We start from the raw sequence: 19,746 nt of genomic DNA, 5'->3' as shown, positions 1-19,746 counted from the left end.
GCGACAGTTTGTCCCTTTTGACGGGGTGCAAGACGGCGGCGCTTTGCTACACTGCACCCGAGTCAAAGGGAGTTCCATCAACGTGCCAAGCCCTTGCAATGTGCTGATGCTCTATCCGTTGTTCACCGCGGAGTCGTTCTGGAGCTTTGGCGAGTCCTGCAAGCTGATGGGGGTGAAACGGCCGGCCGCGCCATTGGGCCTGATCACCGTCGCCGCCATGTTGCCGAAAAGCTGGACGGTCCGGCTGATCGATTGCAACACGCAGCCCTTTGACGAAAACGACCTCGCCTGGGCCGACGTCGTCTTCACCGGCGGCATGCTGCCGCAGCAGGCCGACACGCTGCGCCTGATCGACCTGTGCCGTGCCGCGGGCAAGCCCGTGGTTGTCGGTGGTCCCGATCCGACGTCGAGCCCGCACATCTATGAGCGGGCAGACTTCCAGGTGCTCGGCGAGGCCGAAGGCGTCATCGATGAATTCATCGCGGCCTGGGAGAGCGGCGAGCGCTCCGGCGTTTTTACCGCGCCGAAGTTCCAGGCCGACGTCACTAAAACGCCGGTGCCGCGCTTCGACCTGCTGAAGTTCGAGGACTACCTTTATCTCGGTGTGCAGTATTCGCGCGGCTGTCCGTTCACCTGCGAGTTCTGCGACATCATCGAGCTCTACGGCCGCGTGCCCCGGACCAAGACGGCCGAGCAGATGTTCGTCGAGCTCGAGACGCTCTACAAGATGGGCTATCGCGGCCATCTCGATTTCGTCGACGACAATTTCATCGGCAACAAGAAGTCGCTGCGGCAGTTCCTGCCGCAGCTCGCCGAATGGCAGCGCGCGCATGGCTACCCCTTCGAGCTGTCCACTGAGGCTTCGGTCAATCTCGCCGATGATCCCGAACTGCTCGAGCTGATGGGCGCCGCAAACTTCTTCGGTATCTTCGTCGGCATCGAGAGCCCGGATCCCGCGACGCTGGTCGCGATGCGGAAGAAGCAGAACACGCGGCGCAACATCGCCGAGAGCATTCACAGGATCTATGCCGCCGGCATGCTCGTCACCGCGGGCTTCATCGTCGGCTTTGACAACGAAAAGGTCTCGATGGCGGATGCCATGGTTGACTTCATCGAGGAGGCCGCGATTCCCGTCGCGATGGTCGGCCTGCTCTATGCCTTGCCGAACACGCAGTTGACGCGGCGCCTTGCGAAAGAGGGTCGTCTGCACGCCGACCACGATCTGGCATCGACCACGGGCGGCGACCAGTGCACCAGCGGCATCAACTTCGATCCGGTGCGGCCGCTCCGCGATATCTTGATGGATTACAGGACCGTGCTGGAGCGCATCTACAGCCCGGCAGCCTATGCAGGCCGCGTCGACAAGCTGATGACGCTGCTCGACCGTTCCAGGCAGCGCCATGAGCTTGCGGAGGGCGATATCCGTTCGCGGGTCGGAGCGATGGAGACGGTGCATCGCGTGATCACCGCCATCCCCGAGGCGCGCGGGCCGCTATGGCAGACCTTCATGAACTGCGCCAAGCGCGATACCTCATCGGCGCGGATCGCGGTACAGATGATCGCGGCCTATGCACACCTCGGGCCGTTCTCGCGCAAGGTGATCGATGCCATCGATGCGCGTCTCGCCGCGCTGGATGAAGGGACTAGTGTCCCGACCGCCGCGACCATCGATACGAACCCAGCCCGGCACCTGGCCTAAAAGCCTGGTTTCACCGCCAACCGTAGAAAGCTCATCACGCTGCCGAGCGCGGCAAAGCCCGCGCCGAGCGCCAGCGCGACGGTTGCGCCTTCGTGGCCGGCAACAGCAAAGCAGGCCGCGGCCAGCGCGGCGCCCGTCGTCTGGCCCGTCAATCGCGCCGTCGCGACGATGCCCGACGCGCTGCCGCTGCGGTGCGGCGGGGCGCTCGACATCACCGCCTTCATGTTCGGTGCCTGGAAGAAGCCGAACCCCATGCCGCAGATCACCATCCGCCAGATGATGTCGGGGATCGCGGGGTTGGGCGGCAGCATCGCGAGCAGCGCCATGCCGAGGCCGAGCAGCACGAGGCCGATGCCGCCGAGCAGGCCGACCGCGTGGCGGTCGGAGAGGCGCCCCGCGATCGGCGCCATGATGCCGACCACCAGCGGCCACGGCGTCATGAAGAAGCCGGTCTCGACCTGCGAACGTCCCAGCACGTCCTCGAAATAAAACGGCAGCGAAACGAAGGCGAGACCCTGCACGACGAAGGAGCACACTGCCGTCGCGGCCGACAGCGCGAACATCGGCCGGGCGAACAGATCGATCGGCAGCATCGGCGCGGGATGGTCGGCATGGCGGCGGGTCAGGATGAAGCCGAGCGCGAGCGCCGTGACCAGCTCGATGCCGACGATGACCGGCGACAAATTGTGTGCGGCGCTGCCGATGCCGGTGATGAACAGGCCGAGACAGGCCGAGGCCAGCAGCGCGCCGAGAAAGTCAAAGCCGTGATCGGCGCGCGGCGTCTTCGGCAGCATCGCAAAGCCGATGCCGGTCGCGATCAGGCCGAACGGGATGTTGACGGCGAACAGCCACGGCCACGGGCCGAGCGCGAGGATCGCTGAGGCGACCGACGGCCCGACGGTGAAGGCGGTCGCGACAACGAGTGCGTTGTGGCCAAAACCGCGGCCGAGCATCCGGCCGGGATAGACGAAACGCACCAGTGCGGTGTTGACGCTCATGATGCCGCTGGCGCCCAAGCCTTGCAGCGCACGAGCGACCAGGAGGCTGTCCAGCGACCACGCCACCGCACAGAACAGCGAGGCGATGGTGAACAGGATCAGGCCGCCGAGATAGATGCGCTGGTGCCCGACGATTTCGCCGAGCGCCCCAAGCGGCAGCAGCGTAGCCACCAGCGCGATCTGGTAGACGTTGACGACCCACACCGACTGCTCCGGCGAAACGCGCAGGTCGGCGGCGATCGCCGGCAGCGCGATGTTGGCAATTGCGGTGTCGAGCGAGGCCATCGCCAGCGCGGTAAAGATGGCCGCGATCGCCCAGCGCCGCTGCGCGGCCGGCAGGCCATCGGATAGGGTGTGGTCGGGCTCGCGCGCGGCGGCAGGTAACGTGATTGTCATTGCGTTGGCGCGTTGCTCCGGCGGCGCGGCGAAAGGGGACTTTCGGCATGTACTACGCTCGGGGCCGTTTCCACAGGTGCAGGCACGCATGCATTGTATGCGCGAAGGCTGGGCGAAGCGGCCGCGCGCCGGCGTATGATCGCCGCGCAGCTGCAATGTCAGGGGAAGCGCCATGCACATCGTCATTCTGCCCGGTGACGGCATCGGACCGGAGATCACGACCGCGACATCGGGCGTGCTGCGCGCGGCCTCGGAGCGCTTCCAGCTCAATCTGCGCCTGGAGGAGCACGCGATCGGGCATGCAAGCCTCAAGCAATTCGGCACGACCGTGCGCCCCGAGCTGCTCGACATTGTCCGCGCCGCCGACGGCTTGATCCTGGGGCCGACCGCGACCTTCGACTTCAAGGACGAGGCGCATGGCGAGATCAATCCGTCCAGGCACTTTCGCAAGAACCTCGACCTCTACGCCAATGTCAGGCCGGCGCGCACCTATGCCGGGCGGCCCGGCCGCATCCGTGATTTCGACCTCGTCGTGGTGCGCGAGAACACCGAAGGATTCTACGCCGACCGCAACATGGAGCAGGGCAATGGCGAGATGCTGGTCACATTAGACGTCGTGATCTCGCTGCGAAGGATTACGCGGCTGTGCTGCGAGCGCATTGCGCACGCCGCCTGTCGCCTGGCGATGAAACGGCGCAGGCATCTCACCATCGTGCACAAGGCCAATGTGCTGAAGATCGGCGACGGCATGTTCCTCGACATCTGCCGCGCGGCGGCGAAGGACTATCCTGGGCTCGAGGTCGACGACATCCTCGTCGATGCCATGATGGCGCATGTGGTGCGTAGTCCCGATCGATTCGACGTCATCGTCGCCACCAACATGTTCGGTGACATCCTCTCCGATCTCACCGCGGAGCTGTCGGGCAGCCTCGGCCTGGGCGGCTCGCTCAATGTCGGCGACCGCTACGCCATGGCGCAGGCGGCGCACGGCTCGGCGCCCGACATCGCCGGGCAGGACCTCGCCAATCCGGTCTCGCTGATCCTGTCCACCGCGCTGCTGCTTGCCTGGCACGGCGAGAAGACCGGCGCGGTCCGCTACGAGGAGGCCGCGCGTGCGATCGAGGCGGCGGTCACGAAGGCGCTTCGTGAGGGCAGGGCCACGCGCGATGTCGGCGGCGGGCTCGGCACGATCGCGGCGGGGGCGGCGGTCGCGGAGATCCTGCAGGCGGAGTGAGGGGGCGCGTTATTTTTCCTGAGGCTCGCGGGAGATTTCGAAAACAACCCCATGCACAGTAGAACGTCCCTTGATCTATCAGAGGATTTTCGATCGATGACGGATGGCGGGTTCCGCCGAGGGCACGTGCATTTCATTCGGGCAACGAAGCTCAAACTCTCACCACCGGGCGCGGCTTGCTCATTTCGATGGCCTGGAATATGTATAGACATGTTGGCTTGAGGGTTGATCGGCATGGACGATCGCGTGCTTTTGTTCGACGGAATAGGACAGGATTTTCCGTCGCCAGGGCAGCGAAGCCAGATTCGCGTGCTGGACGGGATCAGCTTCGAGGCCGCCCGCGGCAAATTCATCGCCGTCATCGGACCGAGCGGCTGCGGGAAAAGTACGCTGCTCCAGATGGCCGCCGGCCTGCTTCTTCCAACGCGAGGCGCGGTCCATCACCGTGGTCGCAAGGTCACCTCGATCAATACGGAAGTCGGTTTCGTGCCGCAGCAGGCGCAGCTGCTGCCATGGAAGACTCTCGGCGAAAATGTCGAGTTACCGCTGGTGCTGCGCGGCGTCCCTGCGCAGGAGCGACAGAAACGGGTTGACGATGTGCTTCGTTCGGTGGGGCTGACGGGTTTCGAGCAACATTTTCCCAGCCAGCTCTCAGGCGGTATGCAGAAGCGCGGATCGATCGCACGCACGCTCGTCTACCGTCCCGACGTGATCCTGATGGACGAGCCGTTCGGCGCGCTCGATGCCCAAACGCGCATGGTGATGCAAAGCGACCTCCAGACATTGTCCATGGAAGCCGGTGCCACCGTCATCTTCGTCACGCATGACATTACGGAAGCCGTGCTGCTGGCCGACAACGTCGTTGTCCTGAGCCAACGGCCGTCACGGCTGCTCGCCAATATCCCGATCGACCTGTCCCGACCGAGGAACATGTTCGAGCCGTTCAAGAACCCGGGCTTTGCCGCCGCCTACGACGCGGTCTGGACCGAATTCCGCTCCCAGCTCCAGGCAGGACAGATCCATTGAACGAGCCGCAGGCCATGAGGGAGGTTGCCCCCCGATCCTCGCTCGCATCTGCAGGTGGCGGACTGGGGGCGATCGGCGAAAAGGCCCTGCAATGGCTTGTGAAGCTTCTGCCGGGCGTCGCGCTGCTGATTTTCTGGCAATGGGCATCGGGGCGACTGATCAAGGAGATCTATGTCAGCAAGCCGACCGCAGTGGTTGCGCGCCTGTATGAATTGTTCTCTTCGGGTGAGATCTATCCGCATCTGTGGATCACCGGACAGGAGCTCGTGCTTGGTTACGTCATCGGCGTTGCCGGTGGCGTGCTTGCCGGTTATTCGCTCGGTCGCTCGTCTCGGCTGGCGCGGATATTCGAACCATATGTGATGGCTTTCTATGGGATTCCCAAGATTGCGCTGGCTCCTCTGTTCATCATCTGGTTCGGCATCGGCATTGGATCGAAGGTCGCGCTCGCTTCGATCATGGTGTTTTTCCTGGTCTTCTATAACGTTTTCGCGGGCGTCCGCAGCGTCGATCGTGAGCTCGTCAATCTCACGCTGATCATGGGTGCCAACCAGCGCCAGCTGACCTATCATGTTTTCCTGCCCGCCGCCGCACCGTTCGTGATGCTCGGCATGCGGCTGGCGATCCCCTACAGCGTCATCGGCGTCATCGTCGGCGAGTTTACATCGTCAGTGCAGGGCCTCGGCCTGTTCATCCATGAGGCGTCGTCGACCTACGATCCTGCCGGCGTTTTCGCAGGGATCGTCATCCTGCTCGGCTTCGTCACCGTCGCAAACCTCATCGCCGGAGCGATCGAACGTCGCCTTCTGCGCTGGCGAACATTGTCGGGTTCAGGCCCGATCGACGCTTGAACTGGGAGTGCATCCATGCGTGTCACGATGAAACTGGTGAGGGCGGCAGCAATTGCCGCGGCGGTCTCGTTGCTGCCCGATCTTGCCGCAGCCCAGCAGGCGGTTCGCATTGGATTGGGAGCCCCGACGCTGAGCTTCCTGCCGATCTGGTCAGGGCGCGCGCTCGACACGTTCAAGCCCCAAGGCCTCACCGCCACGGTCGCGGCGTTGCCCGGTGGCGATGCCTCCGCCCTCGCGGCGCTCGACGCAGGTGATATCGATCTTGCCGCGGTCGGGCCGGATTCGATGCTGCGTGCCGTGGCCAAAGGCCAGCCATTCGAGATCGTCTATTCGTTGATGTCCAAAGTGACGCTTCAGCTGGTCGTGTCGAAGGACTTTCTCGAACGTGCCGGTGTGAAGCCGACCGATCCCATGCCGAAGCGACTGGCTGCCCTCAAAGGCGCGACGTTCGGCGCCACCGCGCTGGCCGGTGCCCAAGAGGCTGCAGCGCGCTGGCTCGCCGCGCAAGGGGGCCTTGATCCGAAAAACGACATCAAGGTGGCGCAGGTCGGCAGCCCCATTGCCATCCAGGCGGCGCTCGAAGCCAAACGAATCGATGCCTTCGTTCTCTCTCCGCCCGAGGGATTTCTCGCGGAGAGGGCGGGCACAGGCGTCGTTCTCGTCTCGATGGGCGATGAATTTCCGCTTCTCGCCAAGCAGCCCTATCTTGTGCTGGTCGCCAAGAAGCCGATCAGCCCCGCGAGTTCCGAGCTGATTCAGAAGACGGTCAACGCGATGCAGGCCGCAAGCGCAGCCGTCCTCGACAAGCCCGCTGAGGTGGCCGAAGCGATCCAGAAGCAGTTCTTCGCCAAGGCCGATCCGCAGGCGATCGCTTCGGCAGTGAAGAGCATGAGCAGCGGCGTGGCCGAGCGGGGCCGGATCGATGTCGAGGGAATGAAGAACGCGCTGACCTTCAACAAGGAGGTCGGCAACAATTTCGGCAAGGAATTCGACGCCGCAGCGACCAAGGATGATCTGTGGACCAACAGTTTCGTCGATGCGGCAAAAGCCAAATGATCGAGGCGCCGGTCAACCAGGCTTCGCGTAGCCGGCGGCGCGAGCTTCGGCATCCCAGCGCAATGTGAGCTCGTAGTCCGCAAGTTCGACGGCCGCGAAGGCGTCGAGGCAGAGCCGATCGCGCAAGGAGGCGCAGGCCGGCGCTGTCGCAAAGGTCCAGAGCGCGGCCTGCAATTTAGCGACGACCTCGTCGAGACATGCAGCCGCCGCCACGAGAAACGGTATCGGTGCCAGATCGGTGGTTGCGACGATGCGGATCCGCGAACCGAGCAGCGGGTCGTGGCGCAGCATCAGATCCAGCGCATAGCTGTCGAGCGGACCGACGTCGACCTCGCCGTCGAGAAGCGCCGCGACGACGCGGCGCGGTGTCGTCAGGGGACCGACGCTTTCGCGATACAGCATCGCTCCGTGCTTTCGAAAGTACGGCACGAGATGGTGGCGCAAGGCGTTGTAGCCCGAATGCGAGTCCGGGACGGTGAAGCCAAGCCGGCCGCCGAACGTATCTTCAAGGGATTGAAAGCGGGAGTCCGCGCGCACGACCAGCCGCGTCGCGTAGACCGGTCGGCCCCGGTAGAGCGCGCCGGATGGACCGGCGCCGCGACAGGACGGGGTCGGTCGGCCGAGAGCATGAACGGAAATCCGCACATGAAGGCTGCACCAAGATCCCGGCGCGCCCACAGATCGGACAGCGGGAGCGGAAATGCATGATCGATGACGTCCAGTGCAACGCCACTCTCGCGCGCCAGCCAGTCGAACAGCTCGGTCCACGCCGCCGCCGCCGCAGGCGCGGCCGAATACATTCGCGCGTTGGCGACGTAGCGCAGCGCTGACGGCGGTGCGCTGAGTGTCACGCAAACCGCAGTCGCTGGCCGATGCCGAGGCGCTCGGCCTTTTCCAGCATGGCATGTCCCAATGCGATGTCGCTGAGCGAAAGCCCGCGGTGCCAAAGAAGATTGGTCTCCGCCTCGCTCTCGCGGCCGGGCTTGAGCCCGGCGACGATCTGTCCAAGCTCGGCGTGCAGCGTCTTTTCGGACAGCTTGCCGGCCTCGACGTGAGCGCGGAGGCTGCCGAACTTGCCGCCCTTGCATTGTCCCCAATCGTCGACGACCAGTTTGCTCATGATATCGGTCAACGAGAGTTCAATCGCGCTCATCGTGCCGTAGGGGACGACGAAGGCGCCCTTCTTGATCCATTCGGTCTTGAGCATCGGCGTCGGCTTATCGAGACGAGAGGCTTCGACGACGATGTCGGCGCCGTCGAGGCAGGACTGCCAATCCGCGGTGGCAACGACCTTCTTGCCGAGATCGCGCGAGAGCCGCTTGGCAAAGCCGTTCCGGCTTTCCTCTCGCCGAGAATGCACCCGGATCTCATCGAAATCGAACAGATGATCCAGCAACCGGACGTTCCAATAGGCGGTGCCGCGTGCTCCGATATGGCCGAGGACTTTCGAGTTCTTTCGGGCGAGATATTTGGCGCCAATGGCGGTGACGGCGCCTGTCCGCATGTCGGTGATGCCGCTGGCGTCCATGATCGCTTTTGGCGCACCGTTGGACGGATCGAACAGGGCCAGCAGTCCCAGTTCCGAATGGAGCCCTTGCTTGTAATTGTCGACGAAGTCGCCGACGATTTTCACGCCGGCCCTGTCGATCGGCGCTTTGATCGCGCCGCGAAGCACGTTGAAATGGCCGTTGGCGACACCAGGCTCAAGATGGACGCGCGGCTCGATGACCGTGTTGCCGCGCCCCTGCGCCGCCAGGCTCGTCTCGATCGCAGCCAGGATCTCCTCGTCGGTGATCTTGAGCTCCTCGATATCGAGGCGGTTCAGATAGGCGATATAGATCGGCGGCATGGCGGCGGCTCCCGATAGGACGGCTCCGGAATATGTATATGCATTAAAGCGCGGGCAGAGGCTGTCAATGCACACGGCGGGAAGTGATCCATGCTGGAGAGCGATGGCACATCGCGTGGCCGCCGGGTTCTCCGGCAGCCTGGCCGCTGCGGCTCTGCCAATGTCGGCGTGTCGGCGATCGCCAGGGCTCCGAGCTATTAGCTCGTGGCCGGTCTACGGCGGGGCCTCGGCACCCGAGAAACCCCTGATGTTAAACCCTGGTCGCGGTCGTGCAGGACTTAAGCCTGCAGGCGGGGCACGAGACGTATGGCGTTCTCGTGGCCGATCGCATCGAGATCCCCTGTCGACAGGCCGAGCTTCTGCAGCTCTGCGAACTGGCCAAAGCCGAAGTATGGATAGTCGGTGCCGTAGGTGATCTGCGACGCCGGGACCAGCTTGAGCAGCGCGGCCATGGACGGCGCGAACGTCGCATTCGCAGTGTCGTAGTGCAGCCGGCGCAGCTCGCCCTCGATCCCTTCCGGCGCAAACTCCTTGAGCTCGGGCCGTGCTCCATAGAAGGAATTGATGCGCCCGGCCATCATCGGAATGGTGCCGCCGGCGTGCGAGAACAGCCATTTGATGTCGCGGTAGCGGGCAAACGAGCCGCTGAGCAGAAGGCTCGTCACCGTGCGCGTGGTGTCATGCGGGACCTCGATCACTGCCGGGAACGTGCCGACGCTGAGCGCGCTACAGCAACTCGCGACCAGCGGATGGACGTAGACGACCGCCTTGCGGCGGTTCAGCTCTTCGAGCACCGGCTTGTAGGCGGCATTGCCGAGCCATTTGTCGCCGTAGCTGCTTTGCAGGCCGATGCCGTCCGCCTTCAGCGTGTCGAAGGCATAGTCGATCTCCTTGAGCGTGGCGTCGATGTCCAGCATCGACAAGGTCGCGAACAGGCCGAACCGGCCCGGGTGATCGCGCATCATCTCGGCCGCATAGTCGTTGCAGCTGCGGGCGAGCCGGCCCGCTTCCGCCGGTCCCAGATCGAACCACACGCCCGGCGTGGAGGCGATCGACAGCATGCCGGTGCGGATGCCGTTGCGGTCCATGTCCTCGACGAGTTTTTCGCGAGTCCAGGCCACCTGGCCGGGAAAGTGCGGCTGCTTGCGGGCGTCTTCGTAGCCGAGCCAGAGCTTCTGGTATTCGGGCGGATAGAAATGCAGGTGGGTGTCGATCAGCGTTGGTCTGGTCTGTCCCTGCACCACAACGGCTGGGAGGGCCGAGGCGAGACCGAGCGCACCGACACCTGCGAGAAAGCCGCGGCGCGACGCGAACGGGCCATGGCAGGTGGGGCAGGCGTGATGCCCTCGCGATGTTCGATCCCAAATGGTCATGGTGCGCGCCTCCGGCGACGAAGTGGAAGGGACAGAGCGTTCATCTGCGGCGCACGTTACGGCTGCAACATGGGCCGCGATTGTCAGAGATTGGACTGTGCCGATCATCGTCGCAAGGCGGCGACACTTGTCAGGCGATTGCCAGCAATTTTATGTGAACGCGGCTCGGGCTTTGCGAGCCGCGAGAGGCCCCTGGAATGGAGAAAGCGCTCGCCCCGTCACCTGGGGGCATTGAGACAGATCAATACTTTCCCCGTGTGGCGGCTGGATCTTTCCATCGCAGCATCGATGGAGGGGGGCGGCCGGCATGCAAACATTGGTCAAGGAAATCCGGGATACCCCTCTGCTCTGGATGCTGGTCTTCGCGCCGATCGTGCTGGTGGCGGACACGATAGCACCGCATTCCCATACGCTGCTGTTCGTGCTGGCCGTGCTTGCGATCGTGCCGCTGGCGGCGCTGCTCAGCCATGCCACCGAGGCGGTTGCCGCAAAAACCGGCGATGCCGTAGGAGGGCTGCTCAATGCGACGCTCGGCAATCTGACGGAGCTGATCATCGCCGTCACGGCGCTGCGCGCCGGCCAGTATATGCTTGTGAAGGCCTCGATTGCGGGCGCGATCGTCACCAACGCGCTGTTCATGCTTGGCGCCTGCCTGCTGCTCGGCGGCCTGCGCTACCATGTGCAGGAGTACAACCGCGCCAGCGCGCGGCTCTCATCCGGCCTGCTGCTGATGGCGACCGTCGCCTTGCTAGCGCCTTCGGCGGTCGCCGATCTCGAACACCTGCCCCAGGATGGAGGCATCCTGAACAAGCTCAGCGTCGGCATTTCGGTGCTGCTGATCATGGCTTATGCGCTCGGCCTGTGGTTCTCGCTCGGGACCCATAAGGAATTGTTCGCAAGCGCCGATCACGGCGAGAACGAGGAAGCGCATTGGCCGATCGGAACGGCCGTCGGCACGCTGCTGGTCGTCACCGTGCTGGTCGCGCTGGTGAGCGAGATCTTCGTGGAATCGGTGCAGAAGGCGGCGGAAACGTTCGGCATGAGTCCGGCGTTCGTCGGCTTCATCATCGTTTCGCTGGTCGGAGCTGCCGCGGAATTCGCGGTGGCTTTTGCAGCTTCGCGCAAGGATCGCCTCGACATGGCCGTCAGCATTGCGCTCGGTAGCGCCTCCCAGATCGCGCTGTTCGTCGCTCCCGCGCTGGTGCTGCTCAGCTACGTCGTCGGCCCCACGCCCATGAACCTGCAGTTCTGGCCGGGTGCCGTCACCATGGTGATGATTGCAACGGTCACGGCGACCTTCATCACCACGAGCGGACGCTCGGCATGGTTCGTCGGCGCGCTGATGATCTTCATCTACGCGGTGTTTGCGCTGACACTGTATGTCGTGCCCCCGGCGGGCGAGGGATGAGCTGCGCCCGCCCATGAGGTGGCGCTTCCGAGATCGGTGGCTCGTGGCGAGCCATCCTCCGAAGAGGCGGGTTTGTTTCAGCTAATAAGCCCAGTAGCTGCCGGATGGCGGGCAATAATCGCCGCCATAGCCATAGTAGGATGCAGCCGGGTAGCCGGGATAACCGCCGTAGTATCCGCTGCCATAGCCGCCGTAATAGGCGCTCCGCGCAATCGCGCCGCCGACCACCGCGCCGGCAGCCACACCGTAGCCGAGGCCGCGATAACCATAGCCGCGATAACCCCAGCTTCCGCGATAGCCCCAGCCGCCGCGGTAGCCGCCCCAGCCCACGCCGCGATAGCCGTAGCCGCCACGCCAGCCGCCGACCCATCGTACTTCGGTCGTGGCCGGGTCGACCATCGCTTTCATCGTCGAAAGGTGCGTCGGGAGTGGGCCCGCCTGGGCGCCCGTGCCGAGCGGCAGAGCGGCGGCTCCAACGAGAACGGCGATACGCAGAGGATTCGCGGAGGTCATGATCGATCAACTCCCTGGCTTGCGGGCGGCGCATTCTGCGCGGCCATCTTGCCCATTCCGGATGGTGTTGCCGTGGCAGGCTTGATCTGGATCAAGCATCCGTCACGTGCGGGGGAATCTGAATGGCTTGTCCGCTGCAGCGTGAAGCAGCGCGCCTTCGCCCACGGGCTTAAGGTTGATTGGTGAGGTTAATAGCGTCCTCCGTTTGTCGAGCCGCATTGAGCCCGTTATCCCTGTGAACCATCAGGGACCCAAATGCTTAATAAAGCCGCCACGCAGGAAGCGTCCGTCAGCGTTCATCGCCGGCAGACCGGCGACTATCTGGTCGCGCTTGCGTTCTTTGCCGCGGCAGGCACGGCGATGATCGCCTGGATCGTTGCAATCGCCTGGATCAGCTGGTGTTTCCTCGAATGGATATTGTCGTGACAAGAGCCTCGGATCGCCATGGACAATTTTGAGGGCCTCTCCGACCATTTCATCTTGCGGGCCTACGAGTTCATCCGCAACGAGGTGCAAGCCGATGCGCTGGCGGGTACGCGTCTCGTTGGCTTCCCGGCAGAGCAGCGTGCGGACCGCCTGCTTCGGGAAATCGATCGCCGCGGTCTTTTCTGCATCCCGATCGATTGGCCGGCCTATCCTGCGACGCCGGACGACCTGGATAAAGCGCCAGCCGCATGATGGCGGGTTGCATGGCGCAAATCTTGCGCCGGTCTCCTTGTAGGCTCCTGGCGGATTGTCGTCCTATCGCTGGGATGCCGATGTTTGATCCTATGTTATTTTTCGGAATTTCCAGATGAGCACTCGTTATTTCGAGTTCACGACCAACGCCAAAGGCATGATCATCCTTGCCGGACTTTCGCCAGACGAAACCCTCGAGTTGGAGCAACTGCTCCATCAAAATGACAATCTTCGAAGTGCGCCGGACCGGGTCAGGCTGGAGGCGCTGTGCGAAAAGCATTGCCGCGCCGCGAAGACCACGGCCGGCTGAGATGGCCGCAGGCGTGACACTGGAGTTCGTCTGGAAGCGAGCGAAGTGAGGAGTGGCTTCGCAGGTCGGAGGCTTGCGAGACGCATCGCGCTAGATGCTGTCAATGAGATTCGCTGCGCTGTACTATTGCTGCGAGCTGTTCGGCGTTGAACCGAAAGAGTCTTTGTGCTACTCTGCAATTACATCATTCCTCCAAGTGTCTGATGGGATGGGCGATCACAGGCTTACGGACTGTCGCCCGTCATTTTGAAATGGAAATACTTTGACATTAGGCCCCCGCCTCCGGATGCATTTTTAAGTCGGCCGGGCGACGTTTTTATGCATTCCCTCCGTTCTTCCCAGGGACTCGGAGGCGGGCTTTTTCTGTCGAACGTTACCGAAAAAGCCATTTGTCATGTCTATTCCGACGCGCCGAGCCGATTCCAAGGGCAATCATTCTCGTGCAGGGCAAGCTAGCCGCTACGTCCTGGCCCTCATGCTATGTGCAGCCTACGTCATTCCATTCGCGAACGGCGCGCGGGCTCAATGCGCTGCCCGCGATGTCTTGCAAAGGCAGCTTGGGCTCAAGCTCGGCCCTGCACAGGCGTCGCAACAGTCGATCAAGTCGGCCCGCGATGTTGCAACGTGGAAGACGATTATGATCGGCACGTTCGCTGACCCGATCAAGCTGCGCAATGCGCTGGATCGCATGGGCTGCAATGTCGGCGGGCGGGCCGCTGAAATCATTGCACGGCCGACCTTCGCAGTTGCCTCCCAAAAGACAGCTGTAGAACTCGTCACCGTATCGCCAGCTGAGCTTGGGGTCACATCCGATGCCGCGACTTTGGCCGACGTTTACGCGCGCGCTGGCCAGCTGGGCTTTGAGCTGGCCGCGGCCGAGGTTGGCCCGCAATTGCGTCTGCAGTATCTTGACCAGCCGATTGGCGAATTTCTCATCGTCGGAATGGAGCCGATCAAGACATGGAGCGGCGAGCCAATCATTCTGAACGTGGCAAATGGCGGCGCGGGATTGATCCTGATCGGGCAAGACGGCAGCGCCGGAGCGGAAATACCCGCGACATCCCGTTTCATCTTCGCGCGCGCTCACCGACCTGCAGCCGGCGCCGGACGCGTCGAGGAGGCGGCAGTCCTTCTGCCGCGGTGAACGGCAGTTCAGGGTAATTCCTTAAATCCCTCCGCTCGCATCGATTCAACAAGGGCTCATCCGGCCTCAGAACTGATACCGTCTTAACCCCCCATCCACCGGGATCACCGTGCCCGTGATGTACCGCGCCACCGGCGAGGTCAGGAATACCGCGAGTGCGGCGAGGTCCTCCGGCTCGCCCCAATAGCCGACCGGGATCTCTTCTTCCGCGAAGCGCTCGCGGTACTCCGGCGGGTAGTTGCGGCGGATCTGCTCGCTCATGATGCGGCCGGGCGGGATGCAGTTGATGGTGATGCCGTGCTTGCCGATCTCGCGCGACAGGCCCTTGGCCCAGGCATGCACGGCAGCTTTCGCCGCGAAGGCGGCGTTCAACCCTTCGGGCTCTGACTTGCCCGTGATGTTGACGATGCGGCCCCATTTGCGCACGATCATCTGCGGCAGCAGCGCATGCGTGATGCGGCGGTAGCTCGTGAAATTCAGCGCGATCGCTTCATCCCATTTGCTGTCGGGGGCATCGACGGGGAGGGGGCGGCTGCCGCCGGCATTGTTGATGAGGATGTCGACATGGCCGAACTCCTTCACGGCGAAGGCTGCGATCCTCTCGGCCGCGTCCTTGGCCATGACGTCCTGCTCGAATGGTGTGATCAGTCCGCCGCCGACCTCGTTCACCAGCTCGGCGAGCAGGTCGGTGCGGCGCGCCACGCCGACGATTCGCACGCCTTCGGCGGCGAGGCCCTTGGCGATGGCGCGGCCGATGCCGATGCTCGCGCCGGTGACGACAGCGGTTTTGGATTTGAGCCCAAGGTCCATGGTCACACGCTTTCTTGTTTGGTTTTTGCTTGTTGCGGTTCGCTTCCTGCCCGTCCCGCGGGCTTTGCGAATTGCCTGGGCGGGACGAGCAGTGGTAACCAAGAGCCGCGTTGAAGGAAACACGAAAAAGAAAAGGCGCCTCTCGATGGTCTGGGACCCGCAGCAATATCTGAAATTCTCCGGCCATCGGCTCCGGCCCGCCGTCGACCTGTTGATGCGCATTCCGGATTTCGCCCCGCGCGCGATCGCCGATCTCGGGGCAGGGGCCGGCAACGTGACAAAGCTGATCAAGGGGCGCTGGCCGGATGCGGCCGTGACCGGCGTCGAAGGCTCGGCCGAGATGGTCGCCGCGGGTCGGAAAGCTGCGCCGGAGGTGGAATGGTCACACGAGGACCTCGGCCAGTGGCGTCCCGCGAAGCAATATGACGTCGTCTATTCCAATGCCGCACTGCACTGGCTGCCCAATCATGCGGCATTGTTTCCGTCGGTAATGGAGAAGGTGAAGCCGGGCGGCGTGCTCGCGGTGCAGATGCCGCGCAACTTCCTGGCGCCGTCGCATGTGCTGATCGGCGAAACCGCGCTGAACGGTCCCTGGCGGTCCAAAGTCGAGCATCTCGTCACCCCGCCGCCGGTCGAGGGGCCCGCCTTCTATCACGATCTGCTTGCACCTCTGTCCCAGAACGTCGACATCTGGGAGACGGAATATCTTCAAGTGCTCGAAGGCGAGAACCCCGTCAAGGAGTGGACCAAGGGCACCTGGCTGACGCGCTATCTCGACATCCTCGAAGGGAACGAGAAGGCCGCGTTCGAGGCGGCCTATGGGGAGCGCGTTGTGAAGGCGTACCCGAAGAACGCAGCGGGGCAGACGCTGTTCCCGTTCCGGCGCCTGTTCATGGTGGCCCAGCGCAAGGGCTGATCGCGCCGCCGCAATGCGACATCAGCGCTCGCACCCGGGGAGGGGACCAGGTGCCGGGTTGCGCATTCTGCGGCCGTCAAGATAGCTTGGCTGCGGCAAATTGGGCTTAGGTCTAGTTGTTCGGCTGGCGGATTGCTGCCACTACTGACCTCGTAAAACAAAAAAGACCCGTCTTTCAGGGTTATTGGGGAGGTCCTTCATGCGCAAACTGCTCTTCGCGGTCGCTGCGGCCGCGTTCGCCCTCGCTCCTGCGATTGGCCCCGACGTCGCCTCGGCTCAAAGCCCCATCGTCATCAAGTTCAGCCACGTCGTCGCCAACGACACCCCGAAGGGCAAGGGCGCGCTGAAGTTCAAGGAACTCGCCGAAAAGTACACCGACGGCAAGGTCAAGATCGAGGTCTATCCGAACTCCTCGCTCTACAAGGACAAGGAGGAGATCGAGGCGCTGCAGCTCGGCTCGGTGCAGATGCTGGCGCCTTCGACCGCGAAATTCGCGCCGCTCGGCATCAAGGAATTCGAGGCGCTCGACCTGCCCTGGCTGTTCAAGGACGATGCGACCTATTCCGCGGCGATGAAGGGTACGGTCGGTAAATGGCTGTTCCAGAAGCTCGAAGCGAAAGGCATCACCGGCCTTGCTTATTGGGACAACGGCTTCCACATGCTGTCGTCGAATCGTCCGCTGATGAAACCGGAAGATTTCAAGGGCCTGAAATTCCGCATCTCCGGCTCGAAGGTCGCGGACCAGTATTTCCGCCTGCTCGGTTCGATTCCGCAGATCATGGCGTTCTCCGAAGTCTACCAGGCGCTGCAGACCGGCGTCGTCGACGGCTGCGAGAACACCGCGTCCAACTATCTGACGCAGAAGTTCTACGAGGTGCAGAAGGACATCACCGTGTCCTATCACGCGCATCTGCAATATGCCGTGATCGTCAACTCGAAATTCTGGTCCGGCCTGCCGCCCGACATCCGCGCCCAGCTCGAGAAGGCGATGGTTGAGGCGACCGACTACACCAACCAGATCGCGCACCAGGAAAACGACGACGCGCTGGCCGAGATCAAGAAGGCCGGCAAGACCACGCTGCATTATCTCAGCGATGCCGAGCGCAAGGCGTGGCAGGAGGCGATGCGGCCGACCTACACCTGGGCCAAGGGCCGGGTCGGGCAGGAGGTGCTCGATCTCGTCGCCAGGGAACTCGACGTCAAGATGAACTGACGCGGGTTCTCGCAAGAATAATACCAACGGTCGGGGGTGCAGGCACTCCCGACCGTTTCGCATAAAGCGCGATGAGATTTGGATAAATCGTCATCGCGCTTTAGTTTATTGTTGACGCATGATCTCTTCGGAAAACCGCTTCGCACTTTTCCGGATCATGCTTTGGGGGGCTTGGACTTGCTTCGCGTGCTCAATTCGGCGCTCAACCATCTCGAGGAATGGTTGATCGCGACGCTCATTGCGGCTGCAACCGGCTTGATCTTCATCGCGGTGGTGCACCGCTATGGTGCAGGCGAGTCGATTGCCCTTTCCAGATGGGCGGCCGCGCACGGCATGGGCTGGCTTGCGAGCCTGTCGATGGCGGTGTTCACCTTCCTGTCGGAGCTCGACCTGTCCTGGGCGCAGGAGCTCTGCATCTACATGTTCATCTGGATGGCGAAATTCGGCGCGGCCTATGGCGTGCGCACCGGCATCCATGTCGGCGTCGACCTCCTGGTCAACCGCCTGCCGGAGCACTCGCGCAAGCACGTGATCCTGTTCGCGCTGCTCTGCGGTGCGCTGTTCACCGGCATGATCGCCGCCTTCGGCGCCTCCTTCGTCTCCGAGATGTTCAAGACCGGGCAGCAGTCGAACGATCTCGAAGCGCCGATGTGGTTCGTCTATCTCGCGATCCCGCTCGGCTCCGGCCTGATGTGTTTCCGCTTCCTCCAGGTGTCCTGGTTCTATTACTGGACCGGCGAGCTGCCGCATCACGACGAAACCCATGTGGAAGGCGTGGAAGCCGACGTCTCGCCCGCCCTGCATCCCCAACCCGCCGGCGCGGCGACCCGCGCTGCCGCGCGAAAAGTGTCGCCGCTCGGCATCATCCTGATCATGGCACCGGTCCTGATCTTCGCCATGTGCCTGGCCGAGAAATTCGGCGTTCTGATGCTGCCGCACTGGATGCGCGCCGCGACCGTGTTCGCGCTGCTGATCGCCTTGATGCTGACCGGCATCCCGGTCTCGATCGCGCTCGGTCTCACCGTGATGACGTTCCTGTTCACGCTGACGACGGTGCCGATCGAAGCGGTCTCGATGAAGCTGTTCACGGGCATCGAAGGCTTCGAGATCATGGCGATCCCGTTCTTCATCCTCGCCGGCAATTTCCTGACGCATGGCGGCGTCGCGCGCCGCATGATCAATTTCGCGACCTCGCTGATCGGGCACTGGTATGGCGGCCTTGGCCTTGCGGGCATCGTCGCCTGCGCGATGTTCGCGCTGGTCTGCGGCTCCAGCGTCGCGACCGTGGCCGCAATCGGCGCGATCGTGCTGCCGGAGATGGTGCGGCACGGCTATCCGATGCGCTTCGGCGCCGGCATCATCACGGTCGCCGGCTCGCTCGGCATTTTGATGCTGCCCTCGATCCCGAAGATCGTCTACGCGGTCTCGACCAACACCTCGATCGGCGCCCTGTTCGTTGCGGGCCTGCTCCCCGGCATCATGCTGACGACGATGCTCTGCATCGTGACCTGGTGGCTTGCCCGCAAGCGCGACTATCCGCGGCTGCCGAAGGCGAGCTGGGGCGAGACCGTTCGCACCTTCCGCGAGAGCATCTGGGGCCTGATGCTGGTCGTCATCATCATCGGCGGCATCTATAGCGGCCTGTTCACGGCGACCGAGGCGGCGGCGATGGCGGCGGTCTACTCCTTCGTCATCGCGGTGTTCGTCTACAAGGCGATCAAGATGGTGGACGTGCCGCGGGTGCTGCTGCGCGCCGCCAACACCAGCGCGATGCTGCTCTACATCGTCACCAACGCGGTGCTGTTCTCCTTCGTGCTCTCCAACGAGAACCTGCCGGCGACGCTCGCCGACTGGATCGCGGCGCAGAATCTCGGCTGGGTCGGCTTCCTGCTGGTGGTCAACATCCTCTTGCTGCTCGCCGGCAACTTCATGGAGCCGAACTCGATCATCCTGATCATGGCGCCGATCCTGGCGCCCGCAGCCAAGAAGCTCGGCATCGACCTCGTCCATTTCGGCATCGTCATGGACGTCAACATGGAGGTCGGCCTCTGCCACCCGCCTGTCGGCCTGAACCTCTACGTGGCCTCGATGATCGCGCGCATGCGGATCACCGACCTCGCGGTGGCGGTGATGCCGTGGCTGATCACCATGCTCGGCTTCCTCGTCATCGTGACCTATTGGCCCGATCTGACGCTGTGGCTGCCGAGGGTGCTGGGGATGCATTAGCGTGGCCGCGTATGGTTAACGAGGCTAAACACGTTCGTTAAAATGC

General features: G+C 63.3%; 19 protein-coding genes and 1 pseudogene. 14 read left to right on the top strand and 6 right to left on the bottom strand.

The genetic code is table 11. The annotated features are described in order from the left end of the window. Window positions 1-76 precede the first annotated feature (76 nt). A complete protein-coding gene (locus HYH08_RS24370; RefSeq protein WP_220012433.1) occupies window positions 77-1,699 on the top strand; it encodes a B12-binding domain-containing radical SAM protein in 1,623 nt (540 codons plus the stop codon). Here the strand turns inward: HYH08_RS24370 and HYH08_RS24365 are convergent. After that, entirely contained in the window at window positions 1,696-3,093 is a 1,398-nt protein-coding gene (locus HYH08_RS24365; protein WP_220012367.1) for an MFS transporter, read from the bottom strand. The genes HYH08_RS24370 and HYH08_RS24365 overlap by 4 nt on opposite strands. Window positions 3,094-3,265: 172 nt before the next feature. On the opposite strand from HYH08_RS24365, the gene HYH08_RS24360 reads away from it, so the two are divergent. The 4 genes from HYH08_RS24360 to HYH08_RS24345 all read left to right on the top strand — a co-directional run bounded on the left by HYH08_RS24360 (window position 3,266) and on the right by HYH08_RS24345 (window position 7,260). Beyond that, window positions 3,266-4,327, top strand: a complete 1,062-nt coding sequence (locus HYH08_RS24360) for an isocitrate/isopropylmalate dehydrogenase family protein (protein WP_220012366.1) — start codon at window positions 3,266-3,268, stop codon at window positions 4,325-4,327. Window positions 4,328-4,561: 234 nt separating this feature from the next. Next, the gene (locus HYH08_RS24355) at window positions 4,562-5,353 is read left to right on the top strand and encodes an ABC transporter ATP-binding protein (protein WP_228748042.1); all 792 of its coding nucleotides are present in this window, start codon (window positions 4,562-4,564) and stop codon (window positions 5,351-5,353) included. A 14-nt stretch (window positions 5,354-5,367) separates the two neighbouring features. Beyond that, window positions 5,368-6,204, top strand: coding sequence for an ABC transporter permease (locus HYH08_RS24350; protein WP_220012364.1), 837 nt, complete (start codon window positions 5,368-5,370; stop codon window positions 6,202-6,204). Window positions 6,205-6,219: 15 nt separating this feature from the next. After that, window positions 6,220-7,260, top strand: a complete 1,041-nt coding sequence (locus tag HYH08_RS24345; protein ID WP_220012363.1) for an ABC transporter substrate-binding protein — start codon at window positions 6,220-6,222, stop codon at window positions 7,258-7,260. A gap of 12 nt (window positions 7,261-7,272) precedes the next feature. Here the strand turns inward: HYH08_RS24345 and HYH08_RS24340 are convergent, their stop codons facing one another. The 3 genes from HYH08_RS24340 to HYH08_RS24330 all read right to left on the bottom strand — a co-directional run bounded on the left by HYH08_RS24340 (window position 7,273) and on the right by HYH08_RS24330 (window position 10,482). After that, a complete protein-coding gene (locus tag HYH08_RS24340; protein ID WP_220012362.1) occupies window positions 7,273-7,905 on the bottom strand; it encodes a phosphate/phosphite/phosphonate ABC transporter substrate-binding protein in 633 nt (210 codons plus the stop codon). 202 nt (window positions 7,906-8,107) lie between these two features. Then, entirely contained in the window at window positions 8,108-9,109 is a 1,002-nt protein-coding gene (locus tag HYH08_RS24335; protein WP_220012361.1) for an ornithine cyclodeaminase family protein, read from the bottom strand. 278 nt (window positions 9,110-9,387) lie between these two features. Continuing rightward, a complete protein-coding gene (locus tag HYH08_RS24330; RefSeq protein WP_220012360.1) occupies window positions 9,388-10,482 on the bottom strand; it encodes an amidohydrolase family protein in 1,095 nt (364 codons plus the stop codon). Window positions 10,483-10,789: 307 nt separating this feature from the next. On the opposite strand from HYH08_RS24330, the gene cax reads away from it, so the two are divergent. After that, window positions 10,790-11,890, top strand: coding sequence for a calcium/proton exchanger (gene cax, locus HYH08_RS24325; protein WP_220012359.1), 1,101 nt, complete (start codon window positions 10,790-10,792; stop codon window positions 11,888-11,890). Window positions 11,891-11,971: 81 nt separating this feature from the next. On the opposite strand, the gene HYH08_RS24320 is transcribed toward cax, so the two are convergent. Further along, window positions 11,972-12,403, bottom strand: coding sequence for a hypothetical protein (locus HYH08_RS24320; RefSeq protein WP_220012358.1), 432 nt, complete (start codon window positions 12,401-12,403; stop codon window positions 11,972-11,974). A 255-nt stretch (window positions 12,404-12,658) separates the two neighbouring features. Here HYH08_RS24320 and HYH08_RS24315 point away from each other — a divergent pair, with 255 nt between their 5' ends. The 4 genes from HYH08_RS24315 (at window position 12,659) to HYH08_RS24300 (ending at window position 14,535) form a co-directional block, all read left to right on the top strand. Next, window positions 12,659-12,829 (top strand): hypothetical protein, encoded by a 171-nt coding sequence (locus tag HYH08_RS24315; protein WP_220012357.1) that lies wholly within the window; start codon window positions 12,659-12,661, stop codon window positions 12,827-12,829. An 18-nt stretch (window positions 12,830-12,847) separates the two neighbouring features. Continuing rightward, window positions 12,848-13,081 (top strand): hypothetical protein, encoded by a 234-nt coding sequence (locus HYH08_RS24310; RefSeq protein WP_220012356.1) that lies wholly within the window; start codon window positions 12,848-12,850, stop codon window positions 13,079-13,081. Window positions 13,082-13,196: 115 nt separating this feature from the next. Continuing rightward, a complete protein-coding gene (locus HYH08_RS24305; protein WP_220012355.1) occupies window positions 13,197-13,391 on the top strand; it encodes a hypothetical protein in 195 nt (64 codons plus the stop codon). Window positions 13,392-13,785: 394 nt separating this feature from the next. Beyond that, complete coding sequence (locus tag HYH08_RS24300; RefSeq protein WP_228748034.1) at window positions 13,786-14,535, top strand: hypothetical protein; 750 nt, start codon at window positions 13,786-13,788, stop codon at window positions 14,533-14,535. Window positions 14,536-14,601: 66 nt separating this feature from the next. On the opposite strand, the gene HYH08_RS24295 is transcribed toward HYH08_RS24300, so the two are convergent. Next, window positions 14,602-15,345 carry an SDR family NAD(P)-dependent oxidoreductase gene (locus HYH08_RS24295; protein WP_220012431.1) on the bottom strand — a complete coding sequence of 248 codons (744 nt, stop codon included), beginning with the start codon at window positions 15,343-15,345 and terminating at the stop codon, window positions 14,602-14,604. Between the two features lie 145 nt (window positions 15,346-15,490). On the opposite strand from HYH08_RS24295, the gene HYH08_RS24290 reads away from it, so the two are divergent. From HYH08_RS24290 to HYH08_RS37825, 4 genes and pseudogenes are all read left to right on the top strand, one after another. Continuing rightward, the gene (locus tag HYH08_RS24290; protein ID WP_220012354.1) at window positions 15,491-16,261 is read left to right on the top strand and encodes a methyltransferase domain-containing protein; all 771 of its coding nucleotides are present in this window, start codon (window positions 15,491-15,493) and stop codon (window positions 16,259-16,261) included. 199 nt (window positions 16,262-16,460) lie between these two features. Next, a complete protein-coding gene (locus HYH08_RS24285) occupies window positions 16,461-17,474 on the top strand; it encodes a DctP family TRAP transporter solute-binding subunit (protein WP_220012353.1) in 1,014 nt (337 codons plus the stop codon). A gap of 333 nt (window positions 17,475-17,807) precedes the next feature. Beyond that, a pseudogene (locus tag HYH08_RS37830) lies at window positions 17,808-18,173 on the top strand (TRAP transporter small permease); the annotation flags it as partial. Between the two features lie 243 nt (window positions 18,174-18,416). Continuing rightward, window positions 18,417-19,700, top strand: coding sequence for a TRAP transporter large permease (locus HYH08_RS37825; protein WP_349631461.1), 1,284 nt, complete (start codon window positions 18,417-18,419; stop codon window positions 19,698-19,700). The last annotated feature ends 46 nt before the right edge of the window (window positions 19,701-19,746 follow it).

Origin of the sequence: Bradyrhizobium sp. BR 10289, assembly GCF_019455385.1 — a bacterium.
Taxonomy (GTDB): domain Bacteria; phylum Pseudomonadota; class Alphaproteobacteria; order Rhizobiales; family Xanthobacteraceae; genus Bradyrhizobium.
This window is presented reverse-complemented; position numbering and strand designations above follow the sequence as displayed.

Coding starts and splice junctions, on each gene's coding strand:
- HYH08_RS24350 (WP_220012364.1), top strand. CDS start 5,368: ATGAGGGAGGTTGCCCCCCGATCCTCGCTCGCATCTGCAGGTGGCGGA.
- HYH08_RS24295 (WP_220012431.1), bottom strand. CDS start 15,345: ATGGACCTTGGGCTCAAATCCAAAACCGCTGTCGTCACCGGCGCGAGC.
- HYH08_RS24355 (WP_228748042.1), top strand. CDS start 4,562: ATGGACGATCGCGTGCTTTTGTTCGACGGAATAGGACAGGATTTTCCG.
- HYH08_RS24285 (WP_220012353.1), top strand. CDS start 16,461: ATGCGCAAACTGCTCTTCGCGGTCGCTGCGGCCGCGTTCGCCCTCGCT.
- HYH08_RS24320 (WP_220012358.1), bottom strand. CDS start 12,403: ATGACCTCCGCGAATCCTCTGCGTATCGCCGTTCTCGTTGGAGCCGCC.
- cax (WP_220012359.1), top strand. CDS start 10,790: ATGCAAACATTGGTCAAGGAAATCCGGGATACCCCTCTGCTCTGGATG.
- HYH08_RS24345 (WP_220012363.1), top strand. CDS start 6,220: ATGCGTGTCACGATGAAACTGGTGAGGGCGGCAGCAATTGCCGCGGCG.
- HYH08_RS37825 (WP_349631461.1), top strand. CDS start 18,417: ATGCGCGCCGCGACCGTGTTCGCGCTGCTGATCGCCTTGATGCTGACC.
- HYH08_RS24315 (WP_220012357.1), top strand. CDS start 12,659: ATGCTTAATAAAGCCGCCACGCAGGAAGCGTCCGTCAGCGTTCATCGC.
- HYH08_RS24310 (WP_220012356.1), top strand. CDS start 12,848: ATGGACAATTTTGAGGGCCTCTCCGACCATTTCATCTTGCGGGCCTAC.
- HYH08_RS24330 (WP_220012360.1), bottom strand. CDS start 10,482: ATGACCATTTGGGATCGAACATCGCGAGGGCATCACGCCTGCCCCACC.
- HYH08_RS24300 (WP_228748034.1), top strand. CDS start 13,786: ATGTCTATTCCGACGCGCCGAGCCGATTCCAAGGGCAATCATTCTCGT.
- HYH08_RS24365 (WP_220012367.1), bottom strand. CDS start 3,093: ATGACAATCACGTTACCTGCCGCCGCGCGCGAGCCCGACCACACCCTA.
- HYH08_RS24305 (WP_220012355.1), top strand. CDS start 13,197: ATGAGCACTCGTTATTTCGAGTTCACGACCAACGCCAAAGGCATGATC.
- HYH08_RS24360 (WP_220012366.1), top strand. CDS start 3,266: ATGCACATCGTCATTCTGCCCGGTGACGGCATCGGACCGGAGATCACG.
- HYH08_RS24290 (WP_220012354.1), top strand. CDS start 15,491: ATGGTCTGGGACCCGCAGCAATATCTGAAATTCTCCGGCCATCGGCTC.
- HYH08_RS24335 (WP_220012361.1), bottom strand. CDS start 9,109: ATGCCGCCGATCTATATCGCCTATCTGAACCGCCTCGATATCGAGGAG.